This is a genomic window from Geobacillus sp. JS12 (genome assembly GCF_001592395.1).
Lineage (GTDB): Bacteria > Bacillota > Bacilli > Bacillales > Anoxybacillaceae > Geobacillus > Geobacillus zalihae.
Map to the genome: position 1 here is coordinate 578743 of NZ_CP014749.1, position 22156 is coordinate 600898.

General features: G+C 56.1%; 17 protein-coding genes and 4 pseudogenes. 19 read left to right on the forward strand and 2 right to left on the reverse strand.

Annotated features, from left to right (window positions below; translation table 11 throughout):
- Window positions 1–30: 30 nt before the first annotated feature.
- Window positions 31–1769: pseudogene (locus tag A0V43_RS02955) on the reverse strand (Rqc2 family fibronectin-binding protein).
- 301 nt (window positions 1770–2070) lie between these two features.
- Between A0V43_RS02955 and A0V43_RS02960 the strand changes: the two are divergent.
- The 17 genes and pseudogenes from A0V43_RS02960 (at window position 2071) to spoVM (ending at window position 19588) form a co-directional block, all read left to right on the forward strand.
- Window positions 2071–4743 (forward strand): calcium-translocating P-type ATPase, SERCA-type, encoded by a 2673-nt coding sequence (locus A0V43_RS02960; protein WP_063192351.1) that lies wholly within the window; start codon window positions 2071–2073, stop codon window positions 4741–4743.
- Window positions 4744–4831: 88 nt separating this feature from the next.
- Complete coding sequence (locus A0V43_RS02965; protein WP_063192352.1) at window positions 4832–5707, forward strand: YicC/YloC family endoribonuclease; 876 nt, start codon at window positions 4832–4834, stop codon at window positions 5705–5707.
- 39 nt (window positions 5708–5746) lie between these two features.
- A complete protein-coding gene (remA, locus tag A0V43_RS02970; RefSeq protein WP_033011206.1) occupies window positions 5747–6025 on the forward strand; it encodes an extracellular matrix/biofilm regulator RemA in 279 nt (92 codons plus the stop codon).
- Window positions 6026–6036: 11 nt separating this feature from the next.
- Window positions 6037–6654, forward strand: a complete 618-nt coding sequence (gene gmk / locus A0V43_RS02975) for a guanylate kinase (RefSeq protein WP_080706534.1) — start codon at window positions 6037–6039, stop codon at window positions 6652–6654.
- Between the two features lie 2 nt (window positions 6655–6656).
- Window positions 6657–6857, forward strand: coding sequence for a DNA-directed RNA polymerase subunit omega (gene rpoZ / locus A0V43_RS02980; RefSeq protein ID WP_011230668.1), 201 nt, complete (start codon window positions 6657–6659; stop codon window positions 6855–6857).
- A gap of 49 nt (window positions 6858–6906) precedes the next feature.
- A pseudogene (gene coaBC / locus A0V43_RS02985) lies at window positions 6907–8111 on the forward strand (bifunctional phosphopantothenoylcysteine decarboxylase/phosphopantothenate--cysteine ligase CoaBC).
- A complete protein-coding gene (priA, locus tag A0V43_RS02990) occupies window positions 8108–10513 on the forward strand; it encodes a primosomal protein N' (protein ID WP_063192353.1) in 2406 nt (801 codons plus the stop codon). The pseudogene coaBC and the gene priA overlap by 4 nt, the downstream one beginning before the upstream one ends.
- A gap of 16 nt (window positions 10514–10529) precedes the next feature.
- Window positions 10530–11003 (forward strand): peptide deformylase, encoded by a 474-nt coding sequence (gene def, locus A0V43_RS02995; RefSeq protein WP_063193791.1) that lies wholly within the window; start codon window positions 10530–10532, stop codon window positions 11001–11003.
- Window positions 11004–11009: 6 nt separating this feature from the next.
- Window positions 11010–11969 carry a methionyl-tRNA formyltransferase gene (gene fmt / locus A0V43_RS03000; RefSeq protein ID WP_063193792.1) on the forward strand — a complete coding sequence of 320 codons (960 nt, stop codon included), beginning with the start codon at window positions 11010–11012 and terminating at the stop codon, window positions 11967–11969.
- The gene (rsmB, locus tag A0V43_RS03005) at window positions 11956–13290 is read left to right on the forward strand and encodes a 16S rRNA (cytosine(967)-C(5))-methyltransferase RsmB (RefSeq protein ID WP_063192354.1); all 1335 of its coding nucleotides are present in this window, start codon (window positions 11956–11958) and stop codon (window positions 13288–13290) included. Before fmt ends, rsmB begins: the two co-directional genes overlap by 14 nt.
- A 4-nt stretch (window positions 13291–13294) precedes the next feature.
- On the forward strand, window positions 13295–14392 hold the full coding sequence (rlmN, locus tag A0V43_RS03010) for a dual-specificity RNA methyltransferase RlmN (RefSeq protein WP_011230674.1): 1098 nt from the start codon (window positions 13295–13297) through the stop codon (window positions 14390–14392).
- 5 nt (window positions 14393–14397) lie between these two features.
- Window positions 14398–15174 (forward strand): Stp1/IreP family PP2C-type Ser/Thr phosphatase, encoded by a 777-nt coding sequence (locus A0V43_RS03015; RefSeq protein ID WP_063193793.1) that lies wholly within the window; start codon window positions 14398–14400, stop codon window positions 15172–15174.
- Window positions 15153–17123, forward strand: a complete 1971-nt coding sequence (pknB, locus tag A0V43_RS03020; RefSeq protein ID WP_015374390.1) for a Stk1 family PASTA domain-containing Ser/Thr kinase — start codon at window positions 15153–15155, stop codon at window positions 17121–17123. Before A0V43_RS03015 ends, pknB begins: the two co-directional genes overlap by 22 nt.
- A gap of 4 nt (window positions 17124–17127) precedes the next feature.
- A pseudogene (rsgA, locus tag A0V43_RS03025) lies at window positions 17128–18008 on the forward strand (ribosome small subunit-dependent GTPase A).
- Between the two features lie 2 nt (window positions 18009–18010).
- The gene (rpe, locus tag A0V43_RS03030; protein WP_063192355.1) at window positions 18011–18667 is read left to right on the forward strand and encodes a ribulose-phosphate 3-epimerase; all 657 of its coding nucleotides are present in this window, start codon (window positions 18011–18013) and stop codon (window positions 18665–18667) included.
- A 108-nt stretch (window positions 18668–18775) separates the two neighbouring features.
- Window positions 18776–19426, forward strand: a complete 651-nt coding sequence (locus A0V43_RS03035) for a thiamine diphosphokinase (protein WP_063192356.1) — start codon at window positions 18776–18778, stop codon at window positions 19424–19426.
- Between the two features lie 81 nt (window positions 19427–19507).
- On the forward strand, window positions 19508–19588 hold the full coding sequence (gene spoVM, locus A0V43_RS03040; RefSeq protein WP_011230680.1) for a stage V sporulation protein SpoVM: 81 nt from the start codon (window positions 19508–19510) through the stop codon (window positions 19586–19588).
- A gap of 89 nt (window positions 19589–19677) precedes the next feature.
- On the opposite strand, the gene rpmB is transcribed toward spoVM, so the two are convergent.
- Entirely contained in the window at window positions 19678–19863 is a 186-nt protein-coding gene (gene rpmB / locus A0V43_RS03045; protein ID WP_011230681.1) for a 50S ribosomal protein L28, read from the reverse strand.
- A 227-nt stretch (window positions 19864–20090) separates the two neighbouring features.
- Here rpmB and A0V43_RS03050 point away from each other — a divergent pair.
- Window positions 20091–20452 (forward strand): annotated as a pseudogene (locus tag A0V43_RS03050) (Asp23/Gls24 family envelope stress response protein).
- A 17-nt stretch (window positions 20453–20469) separates the two neighbouring features.
- Window positions 20470–22140 (forward strand): DAK2 domain-containing protein, encoded by a 1671-nt coding sequence (locus tag A0V43_RS03055; protein WP_015374393.1) that lies wholly within the window; start codon window positions 20470–20472, stop codon window positions 22138–22140.
- The last annotated feature ends 16 nt before the right edge of the window (window positions 22141–22156 follow it).

Sequence of the window (22156 nt, forward strand, 5' to 3'; positions counted from 1 at the left end):
ATGCCGTGTTGGGCGGCCATTGGAGCGCGTTTACGATGGTTTTGCCGCTTGTTGTTTTTGCCGTTGTTTCATGGCGCGGACGAGTTCTTCATCCGGCGTGACGTAGAGCGTTTGCTCGTGTTCGTAAATGACAAATCCCGGCTTGGCGCCGCTCGGTTTTTTTACATAGCGGATGCGCGTGTAGTCGACAGGCACCGATCCGGAGTGGCGGGCTTTGCTGAAGTAGGCGGCGAGATTCGCCGCTTCCAAGAGCGTCTCGTCAGACGGCTGCTTGTTCCGGATGACGACGTGCGAGCCGGGGATGTTTTTGACATGGAGCCAAATGTCGTCTTTGTGAGCGAGCTTTGTCGTCAAGTAGTCGTTTTGTTTGTTGTTTTTGCCAACGAGTATTTCCGTGCCGTCGCTTGCGACGTAGCGGTCGAGCTCAGGGACGGCGGTTTTCCGCTTTTTTGCTCCTTTCGCGGCGCGCGGGCGCAAATAGCCTTGTTCGATGAGCTCGTCGCGGATTTCCTCGACATCTTTCGGCGAGGCGGTTTCCAGCTGGCTTAAAATCGTGTCGCAATAGGCGATGTCTTCTTTCGTCCGCTCGATTTGTTGTTGCACGACGACGAGCGAGTTTTTCGCTTTTTGGTATTTTTGAAAGTACTGCTGCGCGTTCTCGGACGGCGATTTTTGCGGGTCGAGCGGAATGGTGACCGTGCCTCCGTTTTCGTCGTAGTAGTTTGCGACCTCGATTTCCGTCATGCCGCGCTTTATGGCGTACAAATGGGCGGTGAGCAGCTCGCCGTACAGTCGATACATGTCGGCTTGTTTCGCTTCCTCCAGCGTCTGTTCGAGCTTGAGGAGCTTTTTTTCGTTTTTCGCTTTTTCGTTTGCCATGAGCCGCTCGATGTCATGGGCTTGCTGCTTGACGCGGTCGCGCTCGGCCTTGCCGAAATAAAAGCGGTCGAGTAGCTCGCTTGCACTCGCAAACGGCTGGCCTTCGATTTGCAAGTGCCGAAGCGGCAACACGTAAAACCATTCTTTTTCCCCGTTCGTGTACATCATCGGGGCAAAGCGGCGGCCGCGCACGTCATCGATGAGCGAAAGAAAGCTTTTTGGCAGCGTCGCTCGGTTGGCGAGCCCGGCGCGGAAGACGGCTTCGTTGGCAAATAGCGGCGAAAGGCCGCTGAAGGCGGAGACAAGCTGTTGGGCGAGCTTGCCGGCGTGAAAGTCGAGTTTTTTCAGCACCGTTTCTTCCGTCGCTTCAAGCGGATTCAGCTTGCCGTGCGTCGGCGGAGCGACGTACGGATGCCCGGGAAGCACCGTCCGGTAGCGGTTGACCGATGGCGGCAAATGTTTCAAGCTGTCGATGATCGTGTTGGTCGATGCATCAACGAGGATAATGTTGCTATGGCGGCCCATCACTTCGATGATGAGCCGCTTCGTCTGCAGATCGCCGAGTTCATCGCGGCCTTTTGCATCGATGATGATGATGCGGTCGAAATCGGCTTGGCGGACCGACTCGATGATGCTTCCTTCCAACTGTTTGCGCAGCCGCATGCAAAACATCGGCGGCTCGGGCGGATTGTCGTACGTTTCGTTTGTCAAATGGACGCGGGCGTACGTCGGATGCGCCGACAGCATCACTTTATGATTCTGGCCGCGGGCGCGCACGAGCATGACGATCTCATACGCCGACGGCTGGTGGATTTTCGTGATCCGCCCCCTGTGAGCGCTTCTTCGAGTTCGTTGACAATAGCATAAGTAAACACTCCGTCGAACGACATAGAAAAACACCTTTCTGTTTCGGTTGTTTGCTATTTCGATCTTACCATACGACCCGCCGTTTTGAACATTTCTTTGAACATTGCTTGAGCACGGGCGATGATGGAGGGCGAAAAGGTTGCATCATTAATTGGTGCACAGCTTTTCGCTTATAAGGACAGGACCGTGGTCAGCCGATAACATCGGGCTGTTTATGCTGCCAGACATCATGGCGGAGAGTTGATCATTTTTTCGGACAGGGGTGAATAAGCATAAAAAAGCGGGAACAGTGCGCTGAAAAGATGGAAGGACGGAGGGAGACAGATGCAATGGCATACGCTCGCGGCAAGCGATGTCGCGCACGAGACGAAGACGAATGTCAAGACCGGACTTACGGCGGCGGAGGCGGAAAAACGGCTGCGGCAGTTCGGTTACAACGAGCTGGCGGAAGGGAAGAAGGAGTCGGCCATCGTCGCCTTTTTCCGCCAGTTTCAAGATTTTATGGTGTTGGTGCTGCTTGCGGCGACGGTGATTTCCGCGTTTTTAGGCGAGTATGTCGATGCGGCGGCGATTGTTGTCATCGTGATCATGAACGCCATTCTCGGGTTTATCCAAGAGCGGCGGGCGGAAAAGTCGCTTGCCGCCTTAAAACGGTTGTCCGCTCCGCAAGCGGTTGTGTTGCGCGGCGGGGAGTGGGTGAAAGTCCCCACGCGCGAGCTTGTTGTCGGCGATGTGGTGAGGCTTGCAAGCGGCGACCGGGTCGGGGCCGACGTCCGCTTGATTGAGGCGGCCGGCCTGGAAATCGAGGAGTCGGCGCTGACGGGCGAATCAGTGCCGGTGGCCAAATCCGCCGCCCCGCTTCATACGAAACAGGCGTCGCTTGGCGATTTGCACAATATGGCGTTTATGGGGACGCTCGTGACAAGAGGGAATGGGGTCGGGATTGTCATCGCCACTGGGATGAAAACAGCGATGGGACAAATCGCGACGATGCTCGAAGAGGCGGATGCGGGGGCAACCCCGCTCCAGCGCCGACTCGAGCAGCTTGGGAAAATTTTGCTTGTCGTCGCATTGGCGCTGACGGCAGCGGTCGTGGTCGTAGGTGTCATTCAAGGGCACGACCTGTATGAAATGTTTTTGGCTGGTGTGTCGCTCGCGGTCGCCGCCATTCCGGAGGGGTTGCCGGCCATTGTGACGGTCGTCTTGGCGCTTGGCGTGCAGCGGATGATCAAACGAAACGCCATCGTCCGCAAACTTCCAGCAGTGGAAACGCTCGGCTGCGCCTCGGTCATTTGTTCCGACAAAACGGGGACGATGACGGAAAACATGATGACCGTCACACAAGTATGGGCAGGCGGGCGGACATTTGCGGTAAGCGGCGTTGGTCTTGAAACGGATGGCGAGTTTTCTGAACGCGGCCGGACGGTTGATCCGAACCGCGTTCCCGAGCTCGCTCGCCTATTGACAATGGGGGTGCTTTGCAATAGTTCGGAGTTGAAAGAGGAAAACGGCCGGCGTTACGTCGACGGCGATCCGACGGAAGGAGCGCTGCTGGTCGCGGCAGCGAAGGCGGGGATTACAAAACGAAGTCTGCTAGGTGAGTATGCGATCGAGCGGGAGTTTCCGTTTGATTCCGAGCGGAAAATGATGACGGTCATCATTCGCGACCGAAACGGCCGTCGGTTTGTCGTGACGAAAGGGGCGCCCGATGTGCTGCTTGAGCGGGCGGACCGCCTGGAATGGAACGGCCGCGAGCAGATGCTGACCCCGGCGTGGAAAGAAACGATCGAGAAGGCGATTCGCCAGATGGCGTCTTCCGCCTTGCGCACGATCGCCATTGCGTATCGGCCGCTTGCGGAAACGGAACGGATCGAGTCGGAGAAGGATGCGGAGACAAAGCTTCGGTTTCTCGGCGTCGCCGGCATGATCGATCCGCCGCGCCCTGAGGTGAAGCAAGCAGTGGCGCGATGCAAAGAGGCAGGCATGAAAACGGTGATGATCACCGGCGACCATGTGTTGACAGCCACCGCCATCGCCAAACAGCTTGGCGTGCTCCCGCCCGGCGGAAAAGTGATGGATGGGGCGACGTTATCGCGCCTGTCGGTCGACGAGCTCGAACGCGAGGTCGATAATATTTACGTGTTTGCCCGCGTCTCCCCGGAGCATAAGCTGAAAATTGTCAACGCCTTTAAGCGCCGCGGTCATATTGTCGCCATGACCGGCGACGGGGTGAACGACGCGCCGGCGTTGAAAGCGGCGGATATCGGCGTCGCGATGGGCCGGTCGGGGACGGAAGTGGCGAAAGAGGCGGCGTCGCTCGTGCTGCTTGATGACAACTTTGCGACGATTGAGGCCGCGATCGAAGAGGGGCGCAACATTTACGAAAACATCCGCAAGTTTATCCGCTACTTGCTCGCCTCGAACGTCGGGGAAATTCTCGTCATGTTGTTTGCGATGCTGCTTGCCTTGCCGCTGCCGCTCGTGCCGATTCAAATTTTATGGGTGAATCTCGTGACCGATGGGTTGCCAGCCATGGCGCTTGGGCTCGACCGTCCGGAGGAAAATGTCATGAAGCGGCCGCCGCGCCGTCCGGATGAAGGGGTGTTCGCCCGCGGGCTCGGCTGGAAAATCGTAAGCCGCGGCTTTTTGATCGGCGTTGTTACGCTGGCTGCGTTTCTGACCGCCTATGAACGGAGCGGCGCGGATCTCGTTTACGCTCAGACGGCGGCGTTTGCGACGCTTGTGTTGGCCCAATTGATCCATGTGTTCGACTGCCGCTGCGATCGTTCGGTTTTTGACCGCAGTCCGTTCGGCAACATGTATCTCGTTGCAGCGGTGATCGTGTCGCTGCTGTTGCTGCTGGTCGTGATCTACTACCCGCCGCTGGCTGCCGTGTTCCATACGAAGCCGCTTGCGGCCGTCGATTGGCTGCTCATCATCGGTTTGTCCGCCTTGCCGACCTTTTTGTTTGCCGGCTCGCTTTTTACGAGAAAATAAAAGGATGGATATGTTATAATAAAAAAGGTGATAGAGGAGCGCTCTATGACCTTTTCTTTTTCATCAACGACGCAACGGATGTGATGGCATGGTTTACAGCATGACTGGTTTTGGCGCGAGCACGAAAAAAACGGACCGCTTGACGGTGGCGGTGGAAATGAAATCGGTCAACCACCGGTTTTGTGAAATTTCCATTCGCCTCCCTAGACAATGGCTCGTGTTTGAGGATAAAATAAAAAAAGCAATTTCACCGTACGTGCGACGCGGAAAAGTGGAAGTGTTCGTCACGATCGCCGGCGAAGGACTTGTAAAGCGGAACGTACATATTGATTGGGATTTGCTCGGCCAATATTGGGCCGGGTTGCAGGAGGCAGCAAAGCGATTTGCCATTGACGGCAGCGTGACGGCGGCCGAGCTGCTTCGGCTTGATGGGGCCGTCGAAGTGGTGGAAGAGGAAGGAGCGAACGAGCAGGTCGAGCCGCTGCTTTTGGCCGCTGTCGATGAAGCGGCAAAGGAACTTGTGGCCATGCGCCGGCGCGAAGGGGAGGCGCTGGCCGCGGATTTGCGCGCCCGCCTTCATGAAGTCGAAGCCGGGGTGGAAGTCATTGAGCAGCGGGCGCCGCTTGTAGTCGAGCAATACCGCCAGCGGCTTGCGCGCCGCCTGCGCGAATGGGCGCCTTCTCCGGTTGATGAAGCGCGGCTGCTCACAGAAGTGGCGGTGTTTGCGGAAAAGGCGGACATTCACGAGGAATTGAAACGCATCCGCAGCCATTTGGCGCAAATGACGGACGTCCTTGAGGCGGACGAACCGATCGGGAGGAAGCTGGACTTTTTGGTGCAAGAGCTGAACCGCGAAGTGAACACGATCGGCGCCAAGGCGAACGACAGCTTGATCGCCGCGCAAGTCGTTGAGATGAAAAGCGTGCTTGAGAAAATGCGCGAGCAGGTGCAAAACGTGGAATAAACCGTTTAAGGCGGCTTGCCGGCGGCAAAACTATGACATATGGCAGGTGGGCGCGTCATGATGAGATTTATTAACATTGGGTATGGAAATATGGTGTCGGCCACCCGCATCATTACGATTGTCAACCCTGATTCGGCGCCGATTAAACGGATCATCCAAGATGCGCGCGAAAGCGGCAAGCTCGTTGACGCGACGCACGGCCGAAGAACGCGCGCGGTCATCATCACCGACAGCGATCACGTCATTTTATCGTCCGTACAGCCGGAAACGGTGGCGAACCGCTTGTACGGAAGCGATGATTTCTCCGAGGAAGGGTAGGGTTTTCAACGTTGAAAAGCGAACGTGGATTGTTAATCGTCATGTCAGGGCCGTCCGGCGTTGGCAAAGGGACGGTGCGCAAAGCGCTGTTTTCGCGTCCTGACATCAAGCTTCATTATTCAGTGTCCGTCACAACACGCAAGCCGCGCGAAGGCGAAGTGGAAGGCGTCGACTATTTCTTTCGGACGCGCGAGCAGTTTGAACAAATGATTCGGGAAAACAAGCTGCTCGAATGGGCCGAGTATGTCGGCAACTATTATGGGACGCCGATTGATTATGTGGAAAAAACGCTCGCCGAAGGGAAAGACGTGTTTTTGGAAATCGAAGTGCAAGGAGCGATGAAAGTGCGGCGGGCGTTTCCAGAGGCGCTCTTCATTTTCTTGGCCCCACCAAGTCTCACGGAGCTTGAAAAGCGGATCATCGGACGCGGCACCGAGTCGAAAGAGCTGATTGAAAATCGGCTGCGGGCGGCGAAAGAGGAGCTTGAAATGATGGATGCGTACGACTATGTCGTGGAAAATGATGAAGTCGAGCTCGCCTGCGAGCGGATCAAGGCGATTGTCACGGCTGAGCATTGCCGGCGCGAACGCGTCGCCGAGCGATATAAACGGATGTTGGGGGTGGAATGACGATGCTGTATCCTTCCATCGATTTGCTGATGCAAAAAGTGGACTCCAAGTATAAGCTTGTCACGGTGGTGGCCAAACGGGCGCGCGAGCTGCAGGACGGTGCGGAGCTGATGGTGAAAAAGCCGGTGTCGAAAAAATTTGTCGGCCAGGCGCTCGAGGAAATTGCCGGTGACAAGGTCGAATTAGTGGAGGAGGAAAAATAACAACCTAGCTTTAGGTTGTTATTTTTTTCAATGTCGGGGGGTGGCCAACATGATCAAGGGAAAACATATTTTGCTTTGTGTGACTGGGGGGGTGGCGGCGTACAAGGCGGCGGCGCTCACCAGCCAGCTCGTCCAGCGCGGCGCTGAAGTAAAAGTGATCATGACAGAAGGGGCGTGCCAGTTCATTACACCGCTCACGTTTCAAGCATTGTCGCGCCAGGAAGTGTATGTCGATACGTTTGCCGAAAACAACCCGGCCGTCATCGCCCATATCGATTTGGCGGACTGGGCGGATCTCGTTTTGGTCGCACCGGCGACGGCCAATACGATGGCGAAGCTGGCCGCCGGCATCGCCGACAACATGGTGACGACGACGATTTTGGCGACGAAAGCGCCCGTCTGGATTGCTCCGGCGATGAACGTTCATATGTACGAGCATCCGGCCGTTCGGGCGAACATTGAGCGGCTCTGTAAGTTCGGCTACCGGTTCATCGAGCCGTCGGAAGGCTATTTGGCGTGCGGCTACATCGGCAAAGGGCGGCTCGAGGAGCCGGAGAACATCATCGCCCATATCGAGCGCTTTTTTGCCGGTGATCCGCCGCTGTTTCGCGGGAAGCGTGTGCTTGTCACCGCTGGGCCGACGCGGGAGAGGCTTGATCCAGTCCGCTATTTCTCCAACTATTCGAGCGGAAAAATGGGCTACGCCATCGCCGAAGCGGCGGCCCGCTTCGGCGCTTCGGTGACGCTTGTCTCCGGACCGACGGCGCTTTCTTCACCCGATGGCGTCGAGACGGTGGCGGTTGAATCGGCGGAAGAGATGTATGAAGCGGTTTTGTCTCGGTTTGCGGAAACGGACATCGTGATCAAGGCGGCGGCGGTCGCCGATTATCGGCCGAAATATGTCGCGGCTTCCAAAATTAAAAAGCAGCCGGGCGGTTATGTCGTCGAGATGGAGCGGACGGTGGACATCTTGAAAGCGCTTGGCGAGCGGAAAACGGGACAGATTTTGGTTGGATTTGCCGCTGAGACGGACAACCTCGAGCAGTATGCGTTAAAAAAACTTGAAGAAAAGCGGCTCGATATGGTCGTTGCCAACAATGTCACCGAAGAAGGGCAGGGTTTGCCGGCGATACGAACATCATCACCATCTTCCGCCGCGACGGCGTCGTTCGGCCGCTGCCGCTCATGACGAAACGCGAGGCGGCCGAGGAAATTTTAAAAGAAATTCACGCGTATATCGAGGCGATTCGATGAAAGTAGCATCCGTGATTGTCGATGTCCCGTCCCGGCAGACGGACCGCCCGTTCGATTATTGGATTCCGGAGCGCTGGCAAGGCGTCATCCAGCCGGGCATGCGGGTGACGGTGCCGTTTGGGGCGCGGCGCTTGCAAGGGTTTGTCGTTGATGTGAAAGACCATTCCGACATCAAGCAACTGAAACCGATTGAGCATGTGATTGATGTCGTGCCGGTGTTAAACGAAGAGTTGCTTGATCTTGGCCGCTATTTAACAGAAACGACGCTTTGTTTTGCCATTTCGGCGTACCAGGCGATGCTGCCGGCGGCGATGCGGGCGAAATATGAAAAAACGCTCCGCTTGACGGATGAACGAAATCGGGAAGCATTGCCGGACGACCTAAAGCCGCTGTTTGTCCATCAAATGGAAGTGGCTTGGAAAGACATTGAAGCCGCCAGCTTATGGCGGGCGGCGCAAAAAGCGGTGCAACAAGGTGTGCTTGAAGCCGTTTACGAAGTGAAAGAAAAAGCAGGCAAGAAAACGGTGAAGCATGCGCGTTTGGCCGTTCCGGACAAACAGGCAAACGACGCGCTGGCGGCGCTGCCTTCAAGGCAAAAGGACGTGCTTTCGTTTTTGCTTGAAAAAGGGGAAGCGGTACCGGTTGCCGAGCTGCAAGCGGTGCTTGGCGTTTCCTCAGCGCCGCTGAAAGCGCTCGTCGACAAAGGATTGGTGGTGCTGAACGATGTCGAGGTGTACCGCGACCCATACGAACATCGCACGTTTCAGCCGAGTGAGCCGCCGGCGCTCACCCGGGCGCAAGAGGCGGCGTTGGCGAAAATCACCGCTTCGGTGCGCGCCGGAGAGCACCGCACGTTTTTGCTGTATGGCGTCACCGGCAGCGGGAAGACGGAAGTGTATATGCAGGCGATTGATGAAGCGTTGCGCCAAGGAAAGGAAGCGATCGTTCTCGTGCCGGAAATTTCGCTGACGCCGCAAATGGTCGAGCGCTTCAAAAGCCGGTTCGGCTCGAAAGTAGCGGTGCTTCACAGCGGGCTGTCGGTCGGCGAAAAATATGACGAATGGCGGAAAATTCACCGGAAAGAAGTGCAGCTTGTCGTCGGGGCGCGATCGGCGGTGTTTGCCCCGTTTGAAAACTTGGGAATGATCATCATCGATGAGGAGCATGAGACGAGCTATAAGCAAGAAGAAATGCCGCGCTATCATGCGCGCGATGTCGCCATTTACCGCGCTCGCCGCCACAGCTGCCCGGTCGTGCTTGGCAGCGCCACCCCCTCGCTTGAGACGTTCGCCCGCGCCGCCAAAGGGGTGTACGAGCTGCTCGAGCTGCCGGAGCGCATCAGCGACCGCGGCCTGCCGGACGTTCATGTCGTCGATATGCGCGAGGAGCTGCGAAGCGGCAACCGTTCGATGTTTTCACGCCGATTGCTTGACGAATTGCGCCGCCGGCTTGAGCGCGGCGAGCAGGCAGTGTTGCTGTTGAATCGACGCGGTTATTCGACGTTTGTCATGTGCCGCAGCTGCGGCTATGTCATCCGCTGTCCGCACTGCGACATTTCGCTGACGTACCATCGTGCCGGGGAACGGATGAAATGCCACTATTGCGGGCATGAAGAGCCGCTTGCCCCTCGCTGTCCGTCATGCGGCAGCGAACATATCCGCTTTTTCGGGACCGGCACGCAAAAAGTGGAAGAAGAACTGACGAGGTTGCTGCCGAAAGCGCGCGTCATCCGCATGGATGTTGATACGACCGGCCGCAAAGGGGCGCATGAAGAGCTGCTTTCCCGTTTTGCCGCCAAGGAAGCCGATATTTTGCTCGGTACGCAAATGATCGCCAAAGGGCTTGATTTTCCGGATGTCACGCTTGTTGGTGTGCTCGCGGCCGACACGATGCTTCATTTGCCCGATTTTCGCGCCGCGGAAAAAACGTTCCAGCTGTTGACGCAAGTGAGCGGGCGCGCCGGACGGCACGAGCTGCCCGGCGAAGTGATCATTCAGACGTATACGCCTGAGCACTACAGCATTGAACTGGCCGCCCGCCACGACTACCGGGCCTTTTACCAGCGGGAGATGGTGCTGCGCAAAGCGCACGGCTATCCGCCGTACTACTACTTGACGCTCATCACGGTCGCCCACCAGGAAGCGCCGGCTGCGGCCAAAGCGGCGGAGAAAATCGCCGCCTATTTGCGCAAGCATTTGTCGCACGAAGCGGTCGTTCTCGGCCCCGTTGCCTCGCCAATCGCCCGTCTTCACGATAGATATCGTTACCAATGCATGATAAAATACAAACGGGAGCCGAATTTGACCGCGGCGCTCAAGGCGGTCATCGACCGCTACCAAGCCGATGCCGCCCATGGCGGAGTGATGGTCACCATTGATACAAACCCATACATGATGATGTGAACTTGGGGGAATGACGTTGTCTGTTTTGTCGATTGTCACGTATCCTGACCCGATTTTGGAACAGCCGTGCGCGCCGGTGACGGCGTTTGACCGTCGGCTCGGGCGGCTGCTTGACGATATGTATGAAACGATGCTTGCCGCTGACGGGGTGGGCCTAGCTGCCCCGCAAATCGGCGTCGCCAAGCAGATCGCCATCATCGATGTCGGTGATGAACACGGTCGGATCGAGCTCATCAACCCGGTCGTGATCGAGGCGCGCGGCGAACAAGTGGATGTGGAAGGCTGTTTGAGCTTTCCCGGCTTGTTTGGCGAAGTGCCGCGCGCGAAATTTGTGAAAGTGCGGGCGCAAAACCGGCGCGGCCGCCCGTTTACGCTTTCCGCGACCGGTTTTTTGGCGCGCGCCCTGCAGCATGAAATCGACCATTTGCACGGTGTGCTGTTTACGTCGAAAGTGATTCGGTATTGCGATCTTGAAGAATTGGAAGGATAGATGCCGATGACGAACATTGTCTTTATGGGAACGCCTGACTTTGCCGTGCCGATTTTGCGGAAGCTGCTTGACGACGGCTATCATGTTTCGGCCGTTGTCACCCAGCCGGATAAGCCAAAAGGGCGGAAGCGCGAGCCCGTTCCGCCCCCGGTGAAAGTGGAAGCGGAGCGCCGCGGCATCCCGGTGCTGCAGCCGACAAAAATTCGCGAGCCGGAGCAATACGAACAAGTGTTGGCGTTTGCGCCCGATTTGATTGTCACGGCGGCGTTTGGGCAAATTTTGCCGAAAGCGCTGCTTGATGCACCAAAATACGGCTGCATCAATGTCCATGCCTCGCTTCTGCCCGAGCTGCGCGGCGGGGCGCCGATCCATTACGCCATTTGGCAAGGGAAAACGAAAACGGGTGTCACGATCATGTATATGGTGGAGCGGTTGGATGCCGGCGACATGTTAGCGCAAGTCGAAGTGCCGATTGCCGAAACGGATACGGTCGGCACGCTCCATGATAAATTGAGCGCCGCCGGGGCTAAACTACTATCAGAAACGCTTCCACTTTTATTGGAAGGGAACATTACGCCCGTTCCGCAAGATGAGGAGAAAGCGACGTATGCGCCGAACATTCGCCGCGAGCAGGAGCGGATCGATTGGACGCAGCCCGGCGAAGCCATTTACAACCATATTCGCGCCTTCCATCCGTGGCCGGTCACGTATACAACGCAGGATGGGCACATTTGGAAGGTTTGGTGGGGTGAAAAAGTGCCGGCGCCCCGTTCGGCGCCGCCGGGCACGATTTTGGCGCTTGAGGAAAACGGCATTGTCGTGGCCACCGGCAATGAGACAGCCATTCGCATCACCGAATTGCAGCCGGCCGGAAAAAAACGGATGGCGGCGGGCGAATTTTTGCGCGGCGCCGGCAGCCGTCTTTCGGTCGGCATGAAGCTAGGAGAGGATCATGAACGTACGTGAACTTGCTTTAGATACGCTGTTAGCCATTGAACAAAAAGGAGCGTACAGTCATTTGCAATTAAACGAAGCCATTCAAAAAGGACGCCTTGACGGGCGCGATGCGGCGCTGTTGACCGAGATTGTCTACGGCACGGTGCAACGGCGCGACACGCTCGATTATTATTTGGCGCCGTTTTTGCGCAAGGCGCGCCGGCTTGAGCCGTGGGTGCGCGTGCTTCTTCGGTTGACGCTGTATCAAATGGTGTATTTGGATCGTGTTCCCGACCGCGCCGCCGTCTTTGAAGCGGTTGAAATCGCCAAACGGCGCGGCCATCGCGGCATTGCTTCACTTGTCAACGGCGTATTGCGGGCCATCGGCCGCGAGGGGCTGCCGTCGATCGAGGCGGTTGATGACGCGGGAAAGCGGCTCGCCCTTGCCACCAGCCATCCCGAGTGGCTCGTTCGGCGCTGGATCCAGCAATATGGTTATGAAGAAGCGGCGCGCATGTGCGAGACGAATTTGCGCCCGCCGCAATCAACGGCCCGCGTCAACCGGCTGCGTGCGACTGTCGAAGAAGCGCTTGAGCGGCTGCGCGCTGAAGGGATGCAGGCAATCCCTGGCCATGTCGCTCCGGAGGCCATCCGGGCGGAAAAAGGGAATTTGGCTCATACGGAGACGTTTCGCGCCGGTTGGCTGACGATTCAAGATGAAAGCTCCATGCTTGTCGCTCGAGCGCTTGACCCAGCCCCCGGCGAGCGGGTGCTTGACTGCTGCGCGGCGCCGGGCGGGAAAACGACCCATATCGCCGAGCGGATGGACGGGCGCGGCGAAGTTGTCGCCGTCGATGTTCATGAGCATAAAGTGAAGCTCATTGAGCAGCAGGCGCAAAGGCTCGGTCTTGGCTGCATCACCGCCCTCACCCTTGACAGCCGCCGGCTCGGCGAGCGGTTTGCCCCGGAATCGTTTGACCGCATTTTGGTCGATGCGCCGTGCACCGGATTCGGCGTCATCCGCCGCAAACCGGAGATCAAATATACGAAAGGGAAAGACGCCATCGCCGCGCTTGTCGAGATTCAGCAAGCCATTTTGCGGGCGGCCGCGCCGCTGTTGAAAAAAGGGGGCGTGCTTGTTTACAGCACGTGCACCATCGAGCGTGAAGAGAATGAAGACGCGATCGCCCGTTTTTTGGCCGACCACCCGGATTTTTCCCTCGACGACCGCCTTGCCGAGCGGATGCCGAAACCGGTGCGGCCGCATGTGAAAGGCGGCATGTTGCAGCTTTTGCCACATCATTTTGACTCTGACGGGTTTTTTATCGCCCGACTGCGAAAGAGGGTGTAAAAGCATGGAAATGGTTCGTCCGGCTGCCCGCCGCTCTGTCGGCGAAACGCAGCCTCCGTTGCCATCGATTTATTCGCTCACGCTAGACGAATTGAAGGAATGGCTTGTCGCTCAAGGCGAAAAGCCGTTTCGGGCCACACAAATTTACGAGTGGCTGTATCAAAACCGTGTCACCGATTTTGCCGACATGACGAATTTGCCGAAGCGGCTGCGCGAACAGCTAGCGTCATCGTTTTCGATCACGACGTTGAAAACCGTGGTCAAACAAACGTCTAAAGACGGAACGATCAAATTTTTGTTTGAGCTCCATGACGGCTATTCGATTGAGACGGTGCTCATGCGTCATAACTACGGCAATTCGGTGTGCGTCACGACGCAAGTCGGCTGCCGCATCGGCTGCACGTTTTGCGCTTCGACGCTCGGCGGACTGAAGCGTCATTTAGAGGCGGGCGAGATCGTCGCCCAAGTCGTGCAAGTGCAAAAGGCGCTCGATGACACGAATGAACGCGTCAGCAGCATCGTCGTCATGGGCATCGGCGAGCCGTTCGACAATTACGATGCGCTCATCAAGTTTTTACGCATCGTCAATCACCCAAAAGGGTTGAACATTGGCGCCCGCCATATCACCGTTTCCACCAGCGGCATCATCCCAAAAATTTACCAGTTTGCCGATGAAGGAATGCAAATCAACTTCGCCATTTCGTTGCATGCACCGACGAATGAGCTGCGGACGAAACTCATGCCGATCAATAAAGCGTACCCGCTGCCGAAGCTCATGGAGGCGGTTCGGTATTACATTGAAAAAACCGGCCGGCGCGTGACGTTCGAGTACGGATTGTTCGGCGGGGTGAACGACCAGCTTGAGCACGCCGAGCAGTTGGCCGAGCTGATTAAAGGGCTGAAATGCCATGTGAATTTGATTCCGGTTAACTACGTGCCGGAGCGCAACTATGTGCGCACGCCGCGCAGCCAAATTTTCGCCTTTGAACGGGCGTTGAAAAAACATGGGATCAATGTCACCATTCGCCGCGAACATGGACACGACATCGATGCCGCCTGCGGACAGCTTCGTGCGAAGGAGCGAAAAGAGGAGACGAGGTGAATCGGATGCGAGCCGTTTTCCGAACTGACATCGGCCAAATTCGCGAACATAACGAAGACAATGGCGGCGTATTTGTCAATCAAAGCGGCCAATATTTAGCGGTTGTCGCTGACGGGATGGGCGGTCATCGCGCCGGTGATGTAGCCAGTTCCATGGCGGTGGCGTATTTGCAGGAGCGATGGGAGAAAGAGAGTGGCCTTGCTTCACCGGCTGAGGCGGAGCAATGGCTCAAGACGCAAATTGCGTCGGCGAACGAACAACTGTTTCGCCATGCCCTTTCCCACCCGGAATGTCAAGGAATGGGGACGACGGTCGTCGCCGCCGTTTGCGCTAATTCGTTTGCGACGGTTGCCCATATCGGCGACAGCCGCTGCTACGTGCTCAACAAAAGCGGAATTCAGCAGCTGACCGACGACCATTCGTTGGTCAATGAGCTCGTCAAAAGCGGGCAGCTTTCGAAAGAAGCGGCTGAGCATCATCCGCGCAAAAACGTGCTGTTGCGGGCGCTCGGCACGGAACCGGCGGTGAAAATCGACGTGAAAACAGTGGCGCTCGACGAGGGCGACATGTTGTTGTTATGTTCGGACGGGTTGTCCAATAAAGTGCCGGAAGCGGACATGATACATATTTTGACGGGTGCCGGCACGCTGGAAGAGAAGGCGGAGGCGCTTATTGAGCTCGCCAACGGGCGGGGCGGAGAAGACAACATTTCGCTGGCGGTCATCGATGTTTCAGCGGAACGTGAAGGTGGGGGATCGGCGTGCTCATTGGAAAGCGATTGAATGACCGCTATAAAATCATCAGCCTTATCGGCGGCGGCGGCATGGCGAATGTCTATTTGGCCCGCGACATCATTTTGGAGCGCGATGTCGCCGTGAAAGTGCTCCGCCTTGATTTTGCCAATGATGATCAGTTCATCAAACGGTTCCGCCGCGAGGCGCAAGCGGCGACGAGCTTAAACCATGAACATATCGTCTCCATTTATGACGTCGGCGAAGAGGAAGGCGTCTATTACATCGTCATGGAATATGTGCGCGGCGCGACGCTGAAGCAATACATCCAGCAGCACGCTCCGCTTCCGGTCGAACGGGCGCTTGGCATTATGGACCAGCTGACATCAGCGATCGCCCATGCCCATGAGAACGGCATCATCCATCGCGACATTAAACCGCAAAACATTTTGCTTGATGAGCACGGCAATGTGAAAGTGACCGACTTCGGCATCGCTGTGGCGATGAGCGGCACGACGATCACGCAGACCAACTCGGTGCTCGGTTCGGTTCATTATTTGTCGCCGGAGCAGGCGCGCGGCGGCATTGCCACCGAAAAGTCGGACATTTATTCGCTTGGCATCGTCATGTTTGAACTTGTCACCGGTCGGCTGCCGTTTTCCGGCGAATCGGCCGTTTCGATCGTGCTGAAGCATTTGCAGGCGGAAACGCCGTCGCCCAAGGCGTGGAACCCCGACATTCCGCAAAGCGTCGAAAATATTATTTTAAAAGCGACGGCGAAAGACCCGTTTTACCGCTACCAATCCGCGCGCGAAATGAACGAGGACATTCGGACAGCGCTGGATCCAAGGCGGCGCAACGAGCCGAAATTTACCATACCCGATGACGATGAGGAAGCGACGAAAGCCATTCCGATGATCAAACATGCGGAAAGCGCGGCGTTGGAGCAAGAGACGCTTGTGTACGAGGAAAAAACGAGCGAACCGGTTCATACGACGGGCGAACCGAAACCAAAGCGGAAACGGGTATGGATTGCCTGGCTTGTGGCTGCCTTGCTGTTCATTGGAGCTGCCGGCGTCAGCGCGGTCACATGGATTCCGGACCTCATTTTTCCAAAAGAAGTGACGATGCCGAACGTGGTCAACAAAAACTATGATGACGCTGTTGAACAGCTGTCGTCGCTCGGTTTGGAAATCAAAGATACGATTGATGTGGAAGATGATCAAATCGAAGAAGGAAAAGTCGTGCGCACCGATCCGGAAGCCGGCATGACGGTGAAGAAAGGGGCCGGCGTCATCATTTATAAAAGCATTGGAAAAAAGAAAATCGAATTTCCAAGCTTCATTGGCGATGATATTGCTGCGGCGGAGGAGGAGCTGCGCGCTGAAGGATTCACTCGCATTACGCGCAATGGCCGCCACAGCGACAAGCCGGAAGGGACGATTTTGGATCAATACCCGTACGCCGGCGATCGAGTGGCGCCTGATGAAACGGAAGTTATCTTTACCGTCAGCCTCGGGCCGGAGAAGGTCACCGTTAAAGATTTGACTGGCTATACGGAAAAAAGCGTGCGCGACTACGGCGCGGATCAAGGGCTGCGCATTGACGTGAAGTACGAGTATTCGGACGAGGTGCCAGAAGGGCTTGTCATTTCGCAAACTCCAGCGGCGAACGAGCAGGTAAAAAAAGGGGAAACCATCACGGTCGTCATTTCCCGCGGGCCCGAGCCGAAGCCGTCCAAAACGGTAGTGAAAGAGATTATGATCCCGTATGAACCGGCGATGCCGGGGCAAATGGTTGAAGCCCAGCTTTACATCCAAGATGCCAACCACAATATGTCAACGCCATACAAAACATACCGGCTGACGGCGCCAGCGACCGAGATGGTCGAGTTTGAAATTCCATATGGGGAGACCGCTTATTACCGCGTCATTGTCAACAATGTCGTCAAAGAGGAAGGATCGATCCCGTACCCAGAACATAACGAAAAAAAGGGGTGAGGCTATGGCGGAAGGACAAATCATTAAAGCATTAAGCGGATTTTATTACGTCTTGTCCGAAGGCCGCGTGTTCCAATGCCGCGGGCGCGGTGTGTTCCGCAAGAAAAACGTGACGCCGCTCGTCGGCGACCGCGTCGTTTTTCAGGCGACGAGCGAAACGGAAGGCTATATTTTGGAGATTGGCGAGCGGCAAAATGAGCTTGTGCGGCCGCCGATTGCCAACGTCGAACAGGCGATTTTAGTCTTTTCGGCTGTAAGCCCGGACTTCAGCGCCAAGCTGCTCGACCGCTTTCTTGTCTTGGTTGAATCGAAACGCATCGCGCCGATCATTGTCATCAGCAAAATCGATTTGTTGGATGGCGAATCGAAAGAAGAGATCGCCCGCTACGTGCATGATTACCGGCGCATCGGCTACGACGTGATTGAAACGTCAGCCGTGACCAAGCGCGGCCTCGATGAACTGGCGTTGCGCCTTCGCGGCCGCGTCTCCGTCGTCGCCGGGCAGTCCGGCGTCGGCAAATCGTCCTTATTAAACGCGCTCCGTCCGGATTTGCGGTTGAAAACGGGCGACATTTCCACCCATTTAGGGCGCGGCAAGCATACGACCCGCCATGTCGAACTGCTTGAGGTCGCTGGTGGACTTGTCGCCGACACCCCAGGGTTTGGCGCGCTTGAGTTCGACCAGATCGAGCTTGATGAATTGCCGCATTATTTTCCGGAATTCCGGATGTACGGGGAAGGGTGCAAGTTCCGCGGCTGCCTTCATATCGCCGAGCCGAAATGCGCTGTGCGTGAGGCGGTCGAGGCCGGGAGATTCCATCGTACCGCTATGACCACTACGTTAGTTTTGTTGCCGAAATGAAAGAACGAAAGCCGAGGTATTGAACATGATTCGAATTGCGCCATCGATTTTATCAGCCGATTTCGCCCGCCTGGCTGAGGAAATTCGTTCGGTCGAGGAAGGCGGGGCGGATTGGATTCATGTCGATATCATGGACGGGCATTTCGTGCCGAATTTGACGTTCGGTCCGCCGGTCGTGGCCGCCATTCGACCGGTGACGAAGCTGCCGCTTGACGTCCATTTGATGATCGCCGACCCGGACCGATACATTCCGGCGTTTGCGAAAGCAGGCGCGGATGTGATTTCCGTCCATGTTGAGGCGTGCGTGCATTTGCATCGGACGATTCATTTTATCAAAGAACAAGGCGTCAAAGCCGGGGTGGTGCTCAATCCGCATACACCGGTCGAGATGATCCGCCATGTGATCGGTGATGTCGATCTCGTCTTGTTGATGACGGTCAATCCAGGGTTTGGCGGACAGGCGTTCATTCCGGCGGTCGTGCCAAAAATCCGTGAGGTCGCCCGGATGGCCAGTGAACAAAACAAAGAGGTCGATATTGAGGTCGACGGCGGCATCAATGCGGGAACGGCGCGGCTTTGCGTGGAAGCCGGAGCGAACGTGCTTGTCGCCGGCTCGGCCATCTACAATGAACGGGATCGAGCCGCCGCTATTCGCACGCTTCGCAAAGCGTGCGCCAACTAGCCAAAAGGCAGCGCCGCTTTTGCCATCTTATTGAGCCGCAGGGTGATGAGAGCAAAGAAAAGAACGGAAGAGGGCTGCCTCGGCCCTTGCCGAAAGGGGGAAACGCATGTGTTGATTCATATTGTCGGCGGCGGTCCGCCCCACCTTCTTCCCGATTTGCGCTCGTATGATGGGAGCGATGTGCAGTGGGTCGGCGTCGACCGCGGCACGAAAGCGCTCTTGGATTTCGGACTCCGCCCGGTGCGGGCGTTTGGCGATTTTGATTCCTTGTCGGCTGAGGAGGTCAAGCGGCTAAGGGAGATGCTGCCGGAGCTTGACATTTGGCCGGCGGAAAAAGACAAAACGGATATGGAGATCGCCCTTGACTGGGCGGTTAGGCAGACAGATGGGGCCATCCGTCTATTTGGGGCGACCGGCGGGCGGCTTGACCATTTGTTTGGCAACGTTGAGCTGCTGTTAAAGTACGCCGGGCGGCCCATTGAACTCATCGACCGGCAAAACGTGCTCACCGTCCATCTGCCCGGCGTGCATACGGTCGCGCGCGACGATCGATACCGCTATGTGTCATACATCCCGATTTCCGAAACGGTGGCGGAGCTTACGCTTATCGGATTTAAATATCCGCTAACAAACTGTCATATTTCCCGCGGTTCGACATTATGTATTAGTAATGAACTTATCCAATCTTCCGGTACTTTTTCGTTTTCAGAAGGCATATTAATGATGATAAGGAGCAGCGATTTTGCCGGCTGCCCGTAGTCGCGCTTGGCTTATGACGGAATATAATGGATAAGGAAATGGCGGGAAGCTCGTGATGATCGGTGTGAGGAGGGAATCGGGATGAAGTTTTATACGATCAAGCTGCCGAGATTTTTAGGCGGAATCGTGCGGGCGGTGTTGAACGCATTTAAAAAAGGATAAGAAAAAAGCACCATTTTTGGTGCTTTTTTGTTGCCGCCGAACAAAAGGAGGGTTGCAACCTTTTGGGGCGGCTTCTTTTCGTTAGGCCGTTAGACGCGTTTCACTTTTCCAGATTTCAGCGCGCGCGCCGAAACCCAGACGCGTTTCGGTTTGCCGTCAACTAAAATGCGCACTTTTTGCAAGTTGGCTTTCCATGTGCGGCGGCTGGCGTTCATGGCATGCGAACGCGAGTTGCCGAACGATTTCTTCTTGCCGGTAATGAAGCACTTCGCCATCGTTTTTCCCTCCTTGCTTTCACATCCCTCTAAAAACACTATTATAATTTACCATACAACCGTAGGGATTGCAATAGACGTGCGGTTTTCTTTCAAGAAACTGTCCTTGACATCTATTTCAGTTTTCGGCTAAATAATACTAGTGGGCGGACGGGAAGCGCTTTGAAAACAGAAAGCGTTATAGTACAATAGGGGTAGCTGTGCGAGATACGCAAAGGGGAACGAGCATGTCGATTGAATGGCAAACGAAATACGGGCGCATCGAAGTCGCCAATGAAGTCATTGCGATGATCGCGGGGGAGCAGCCGTCGATTGTTACGGCATTGTCGGAATGGCGTCGAAAAACCAAATTCGCGATGGGCTGTCGGAAATTTTGCGCCGGGAGAATTTTTCCAAAGGGGTTATTGTCCGCGAAGAAAACGGCGAGATACATATCGATATGTACATCATCGTCAGCTACGGAACGAAAATTTCCGAAGTCGCCCATAACGTGCAGTCGAAAGTGAAGTACACGCTCGATCAGACGCTCGGGCTGGCGGTTCAGTCGATCAATATTTACGTTCAAGGGGTTCGGGTGTCAAACCCGTAGTAAGGAGGAGTTAGCCGGTGACAATGAGGACGCTTGACGGAAGACGATTTGCCGATATGGTGCAGCAAGGGGCCGCACATTTGGCGAACAACGCCAAGACGGTCGATGCGCTGAACGTCTTTCCGGTTCCAGATGGCGATACAGGAACGAACATGAACTTGTCGATGACGTCCGGGGCGAAAGAAGTGAAGGCGAATGCCTCCGACCATATCGGCAACGTCGCCGCGGCGCTGGCGAAAGGGCTGTTGATGGGGGCGCGCGGCAATTCCGGCGTCATTTTGTCGCAGCTGTTCCGCGGATTTGCCAAGGCAGTCGAAGGCAAACAAGCGGTGAACAGCTTCGAATTCGCCGCCGCTTTGCAGGCGGGGGTGGACACAGCCTATAAGGCGGTGATGAAGCCGGTTGAGGGGACGATCCTCACCGTTGCCAAAGAAGCGGCGCGCAAGGCGGTGGAGGCGGCAAAAAAAGAACGCGACGTGATCGCCGTGATGGAAGCGGCGCTCGCCGAGGCGAAAGCGGCGCTTAAGCGCACACCCGAATTGCTCCCGATCTTAAAGGAAGTCGGTGTCGTCGACAGCGGCGGTCAAGGGCTCGTATACATCTATGAAGGGTTTCTTGCTGCTCTGAAAGGAGAAATCGTGAGCGCCGCACGCGCTGAGGCGCGGATGGACGATTTAGTGAAAATGGTGCACCATCAAAGCGCGCAAAGTCATATTCATACCGATGAGATCGAGTTTGGCTACTGCACGGAGTTCATGGTCCGTTTTGAGCCGGAAAAGCTGGCCGAGCACCCGTTTTCCGAAGAAACGTTCCGCCGCGAGTTAAGCCAGTTCGGCGACTCGTTGCTTGTTGTCGCGGATGACGAGCTTGTTAAGGTGCACATCCATTCGGAAACGCCGGGTGAGGTGCTGACATACGGTCAACGCTACGGCAGCTTGATCAATATTAAAATTGAAAACATGCGCGAACAACATGCCAACATCGTCGGCAAGGAGGCCAAAACGCTGACTGGTGTTGCCAAAGAGGAAGCAAAGCCGTACGGCATCGTCGCCGTCGCCATGGGCGCTGGCGTGGCTGAACTGTTTCGGAGCATCGGTGCCCACGCCATCATTGAAGGTGGGCAAACGATGAACCCGAGCACGGAAGAAATCGCTGACGCCATCCGCCTCGCCAATGCGGAAACGGTGTTTGTGCTGCCAAACAACAAAAACATTGTAATGGCGGCAAAACAAGCGGCGGAGCTTTCCGAACAGCGGGTTGTCGTCATCCCGTCGAAAACGGTTCCGCAAGGTCTGGCGGCGCTCTTGGCGTTCAATCCGGCGCAATCGGCCGAGCAAAATGAGCGGGCGATGACGGCGGCGCTGTCGCGAGTGAAAACGGGGCAAGTGACATTTTCCGTGCGCGATACGACGATTGACGGCATCGAGATTCAAAAGGGCGATTACATGGGGTTATGGGATGACCGCATTATTGCCGCTGACAAAGACAAACTCACCGTAACGAAGCGGCTGCTTGATGCGCTCATTGATGAAGAAAGCGAAATCGTGACCATTTTGTACGGCGAAGACGCAACGGAGATCGATGTGGAAACAGTCGTTGCCTATTTGGAAACGAAACATGACGGGGTCGAAGTGGAAGTGCATAACGGAAAGCAGCCGCTGTATCCATTTATCATTTCCGTCGAATAATATGTTAGAATAATAG

What these genes read in the sequence shown, in the direction of transcription:
- A0V43_RS02960 (WP_063192351.1), top strand. Translation starts at nt 2,071, where the DNA reads ATGCAATGGCATACGCTCGCGGCAAGCGATGTCGCGCACGAGACGAAG.
- A0V43_RS02965 (WP_063192352.1), top strand. Translation starts at nt 4,832, where the DNA reads ATGGTTTACAGCATGACTGGTTTTGGCGCGAGCACGAAAAAAACGGAC.
- remA (WP_033011206.1), top strand. Translation starts at nt 5,747, where the DNA reads ATGGCAGGTGGGCGCGTCATGATGAGATTTATTAACATTGGGTATGGA.
- rpoZ (WP_011230668.1), top strand. Translation starts at nt 6,657, where the DNA reads ATGCTGTATCCTTCCATCGATTTGCTGATGCAAAAAGTGGACTCCAAG.
- priA (WP_063192353.1), top strand. Translation starts at nt 8,108, where the DNA reads ATGAAAGTAGCATCCGTGATTGTCGATGTCCCGTCCCGGCAGACGGAC.
- fmt (WP_063193792.1), top strand. Translation starts at nt 11,010, where the DNA reads ATGACGAACATTGTCTTTATGGGAACGCCTGACTTTGCCGTGCCGATT.
- rsmB (WP_063192354.1), top strand. Translation starts at nt 11,956, where the DNA reads ATGAACGTACGTGAACTTGCTTTAGATACGCTGTTAGCCATTGAACAA.
- rlmN (WP_011230674.1), top strand. Translation starts at nt 13,295, where the DNA reads ATGGAAATGGTTCGTCCGGCTGCCCGCCGCTCTGTCGGCGAAACGCAG.
- A0V43_RS03015 (WP_063193793.1), top strand. Translation starts at nt 14,398, where the DNA reads ATGCGAGCCGTTTTCCGAACTGACATCGGCCAAATTCGCGAACATAAC.
- rpe (WP_063192355.1), top strand. Translation starts at nt 18,011, where the DNA reads ATGATTCGAATTGCGCCATCGATTTTATCAGCCGATTTCGCCCGCCTG.
- spoVM (WP_011230680.1), top strand. Translation starts at nt 19,508, where the DNA reads ATGAAGTTTTATACGATCAAGCTGCCGAGATTTTTAGGCGGAATCGTG.
- rpmB (WP_011230681.1), bottom strand. Translation starts at nt 19,863, where the DNA reads ATGGCGAAGTGCTTCATTACCGGCAAGAAGAAATCGTTCGGCAACTCG.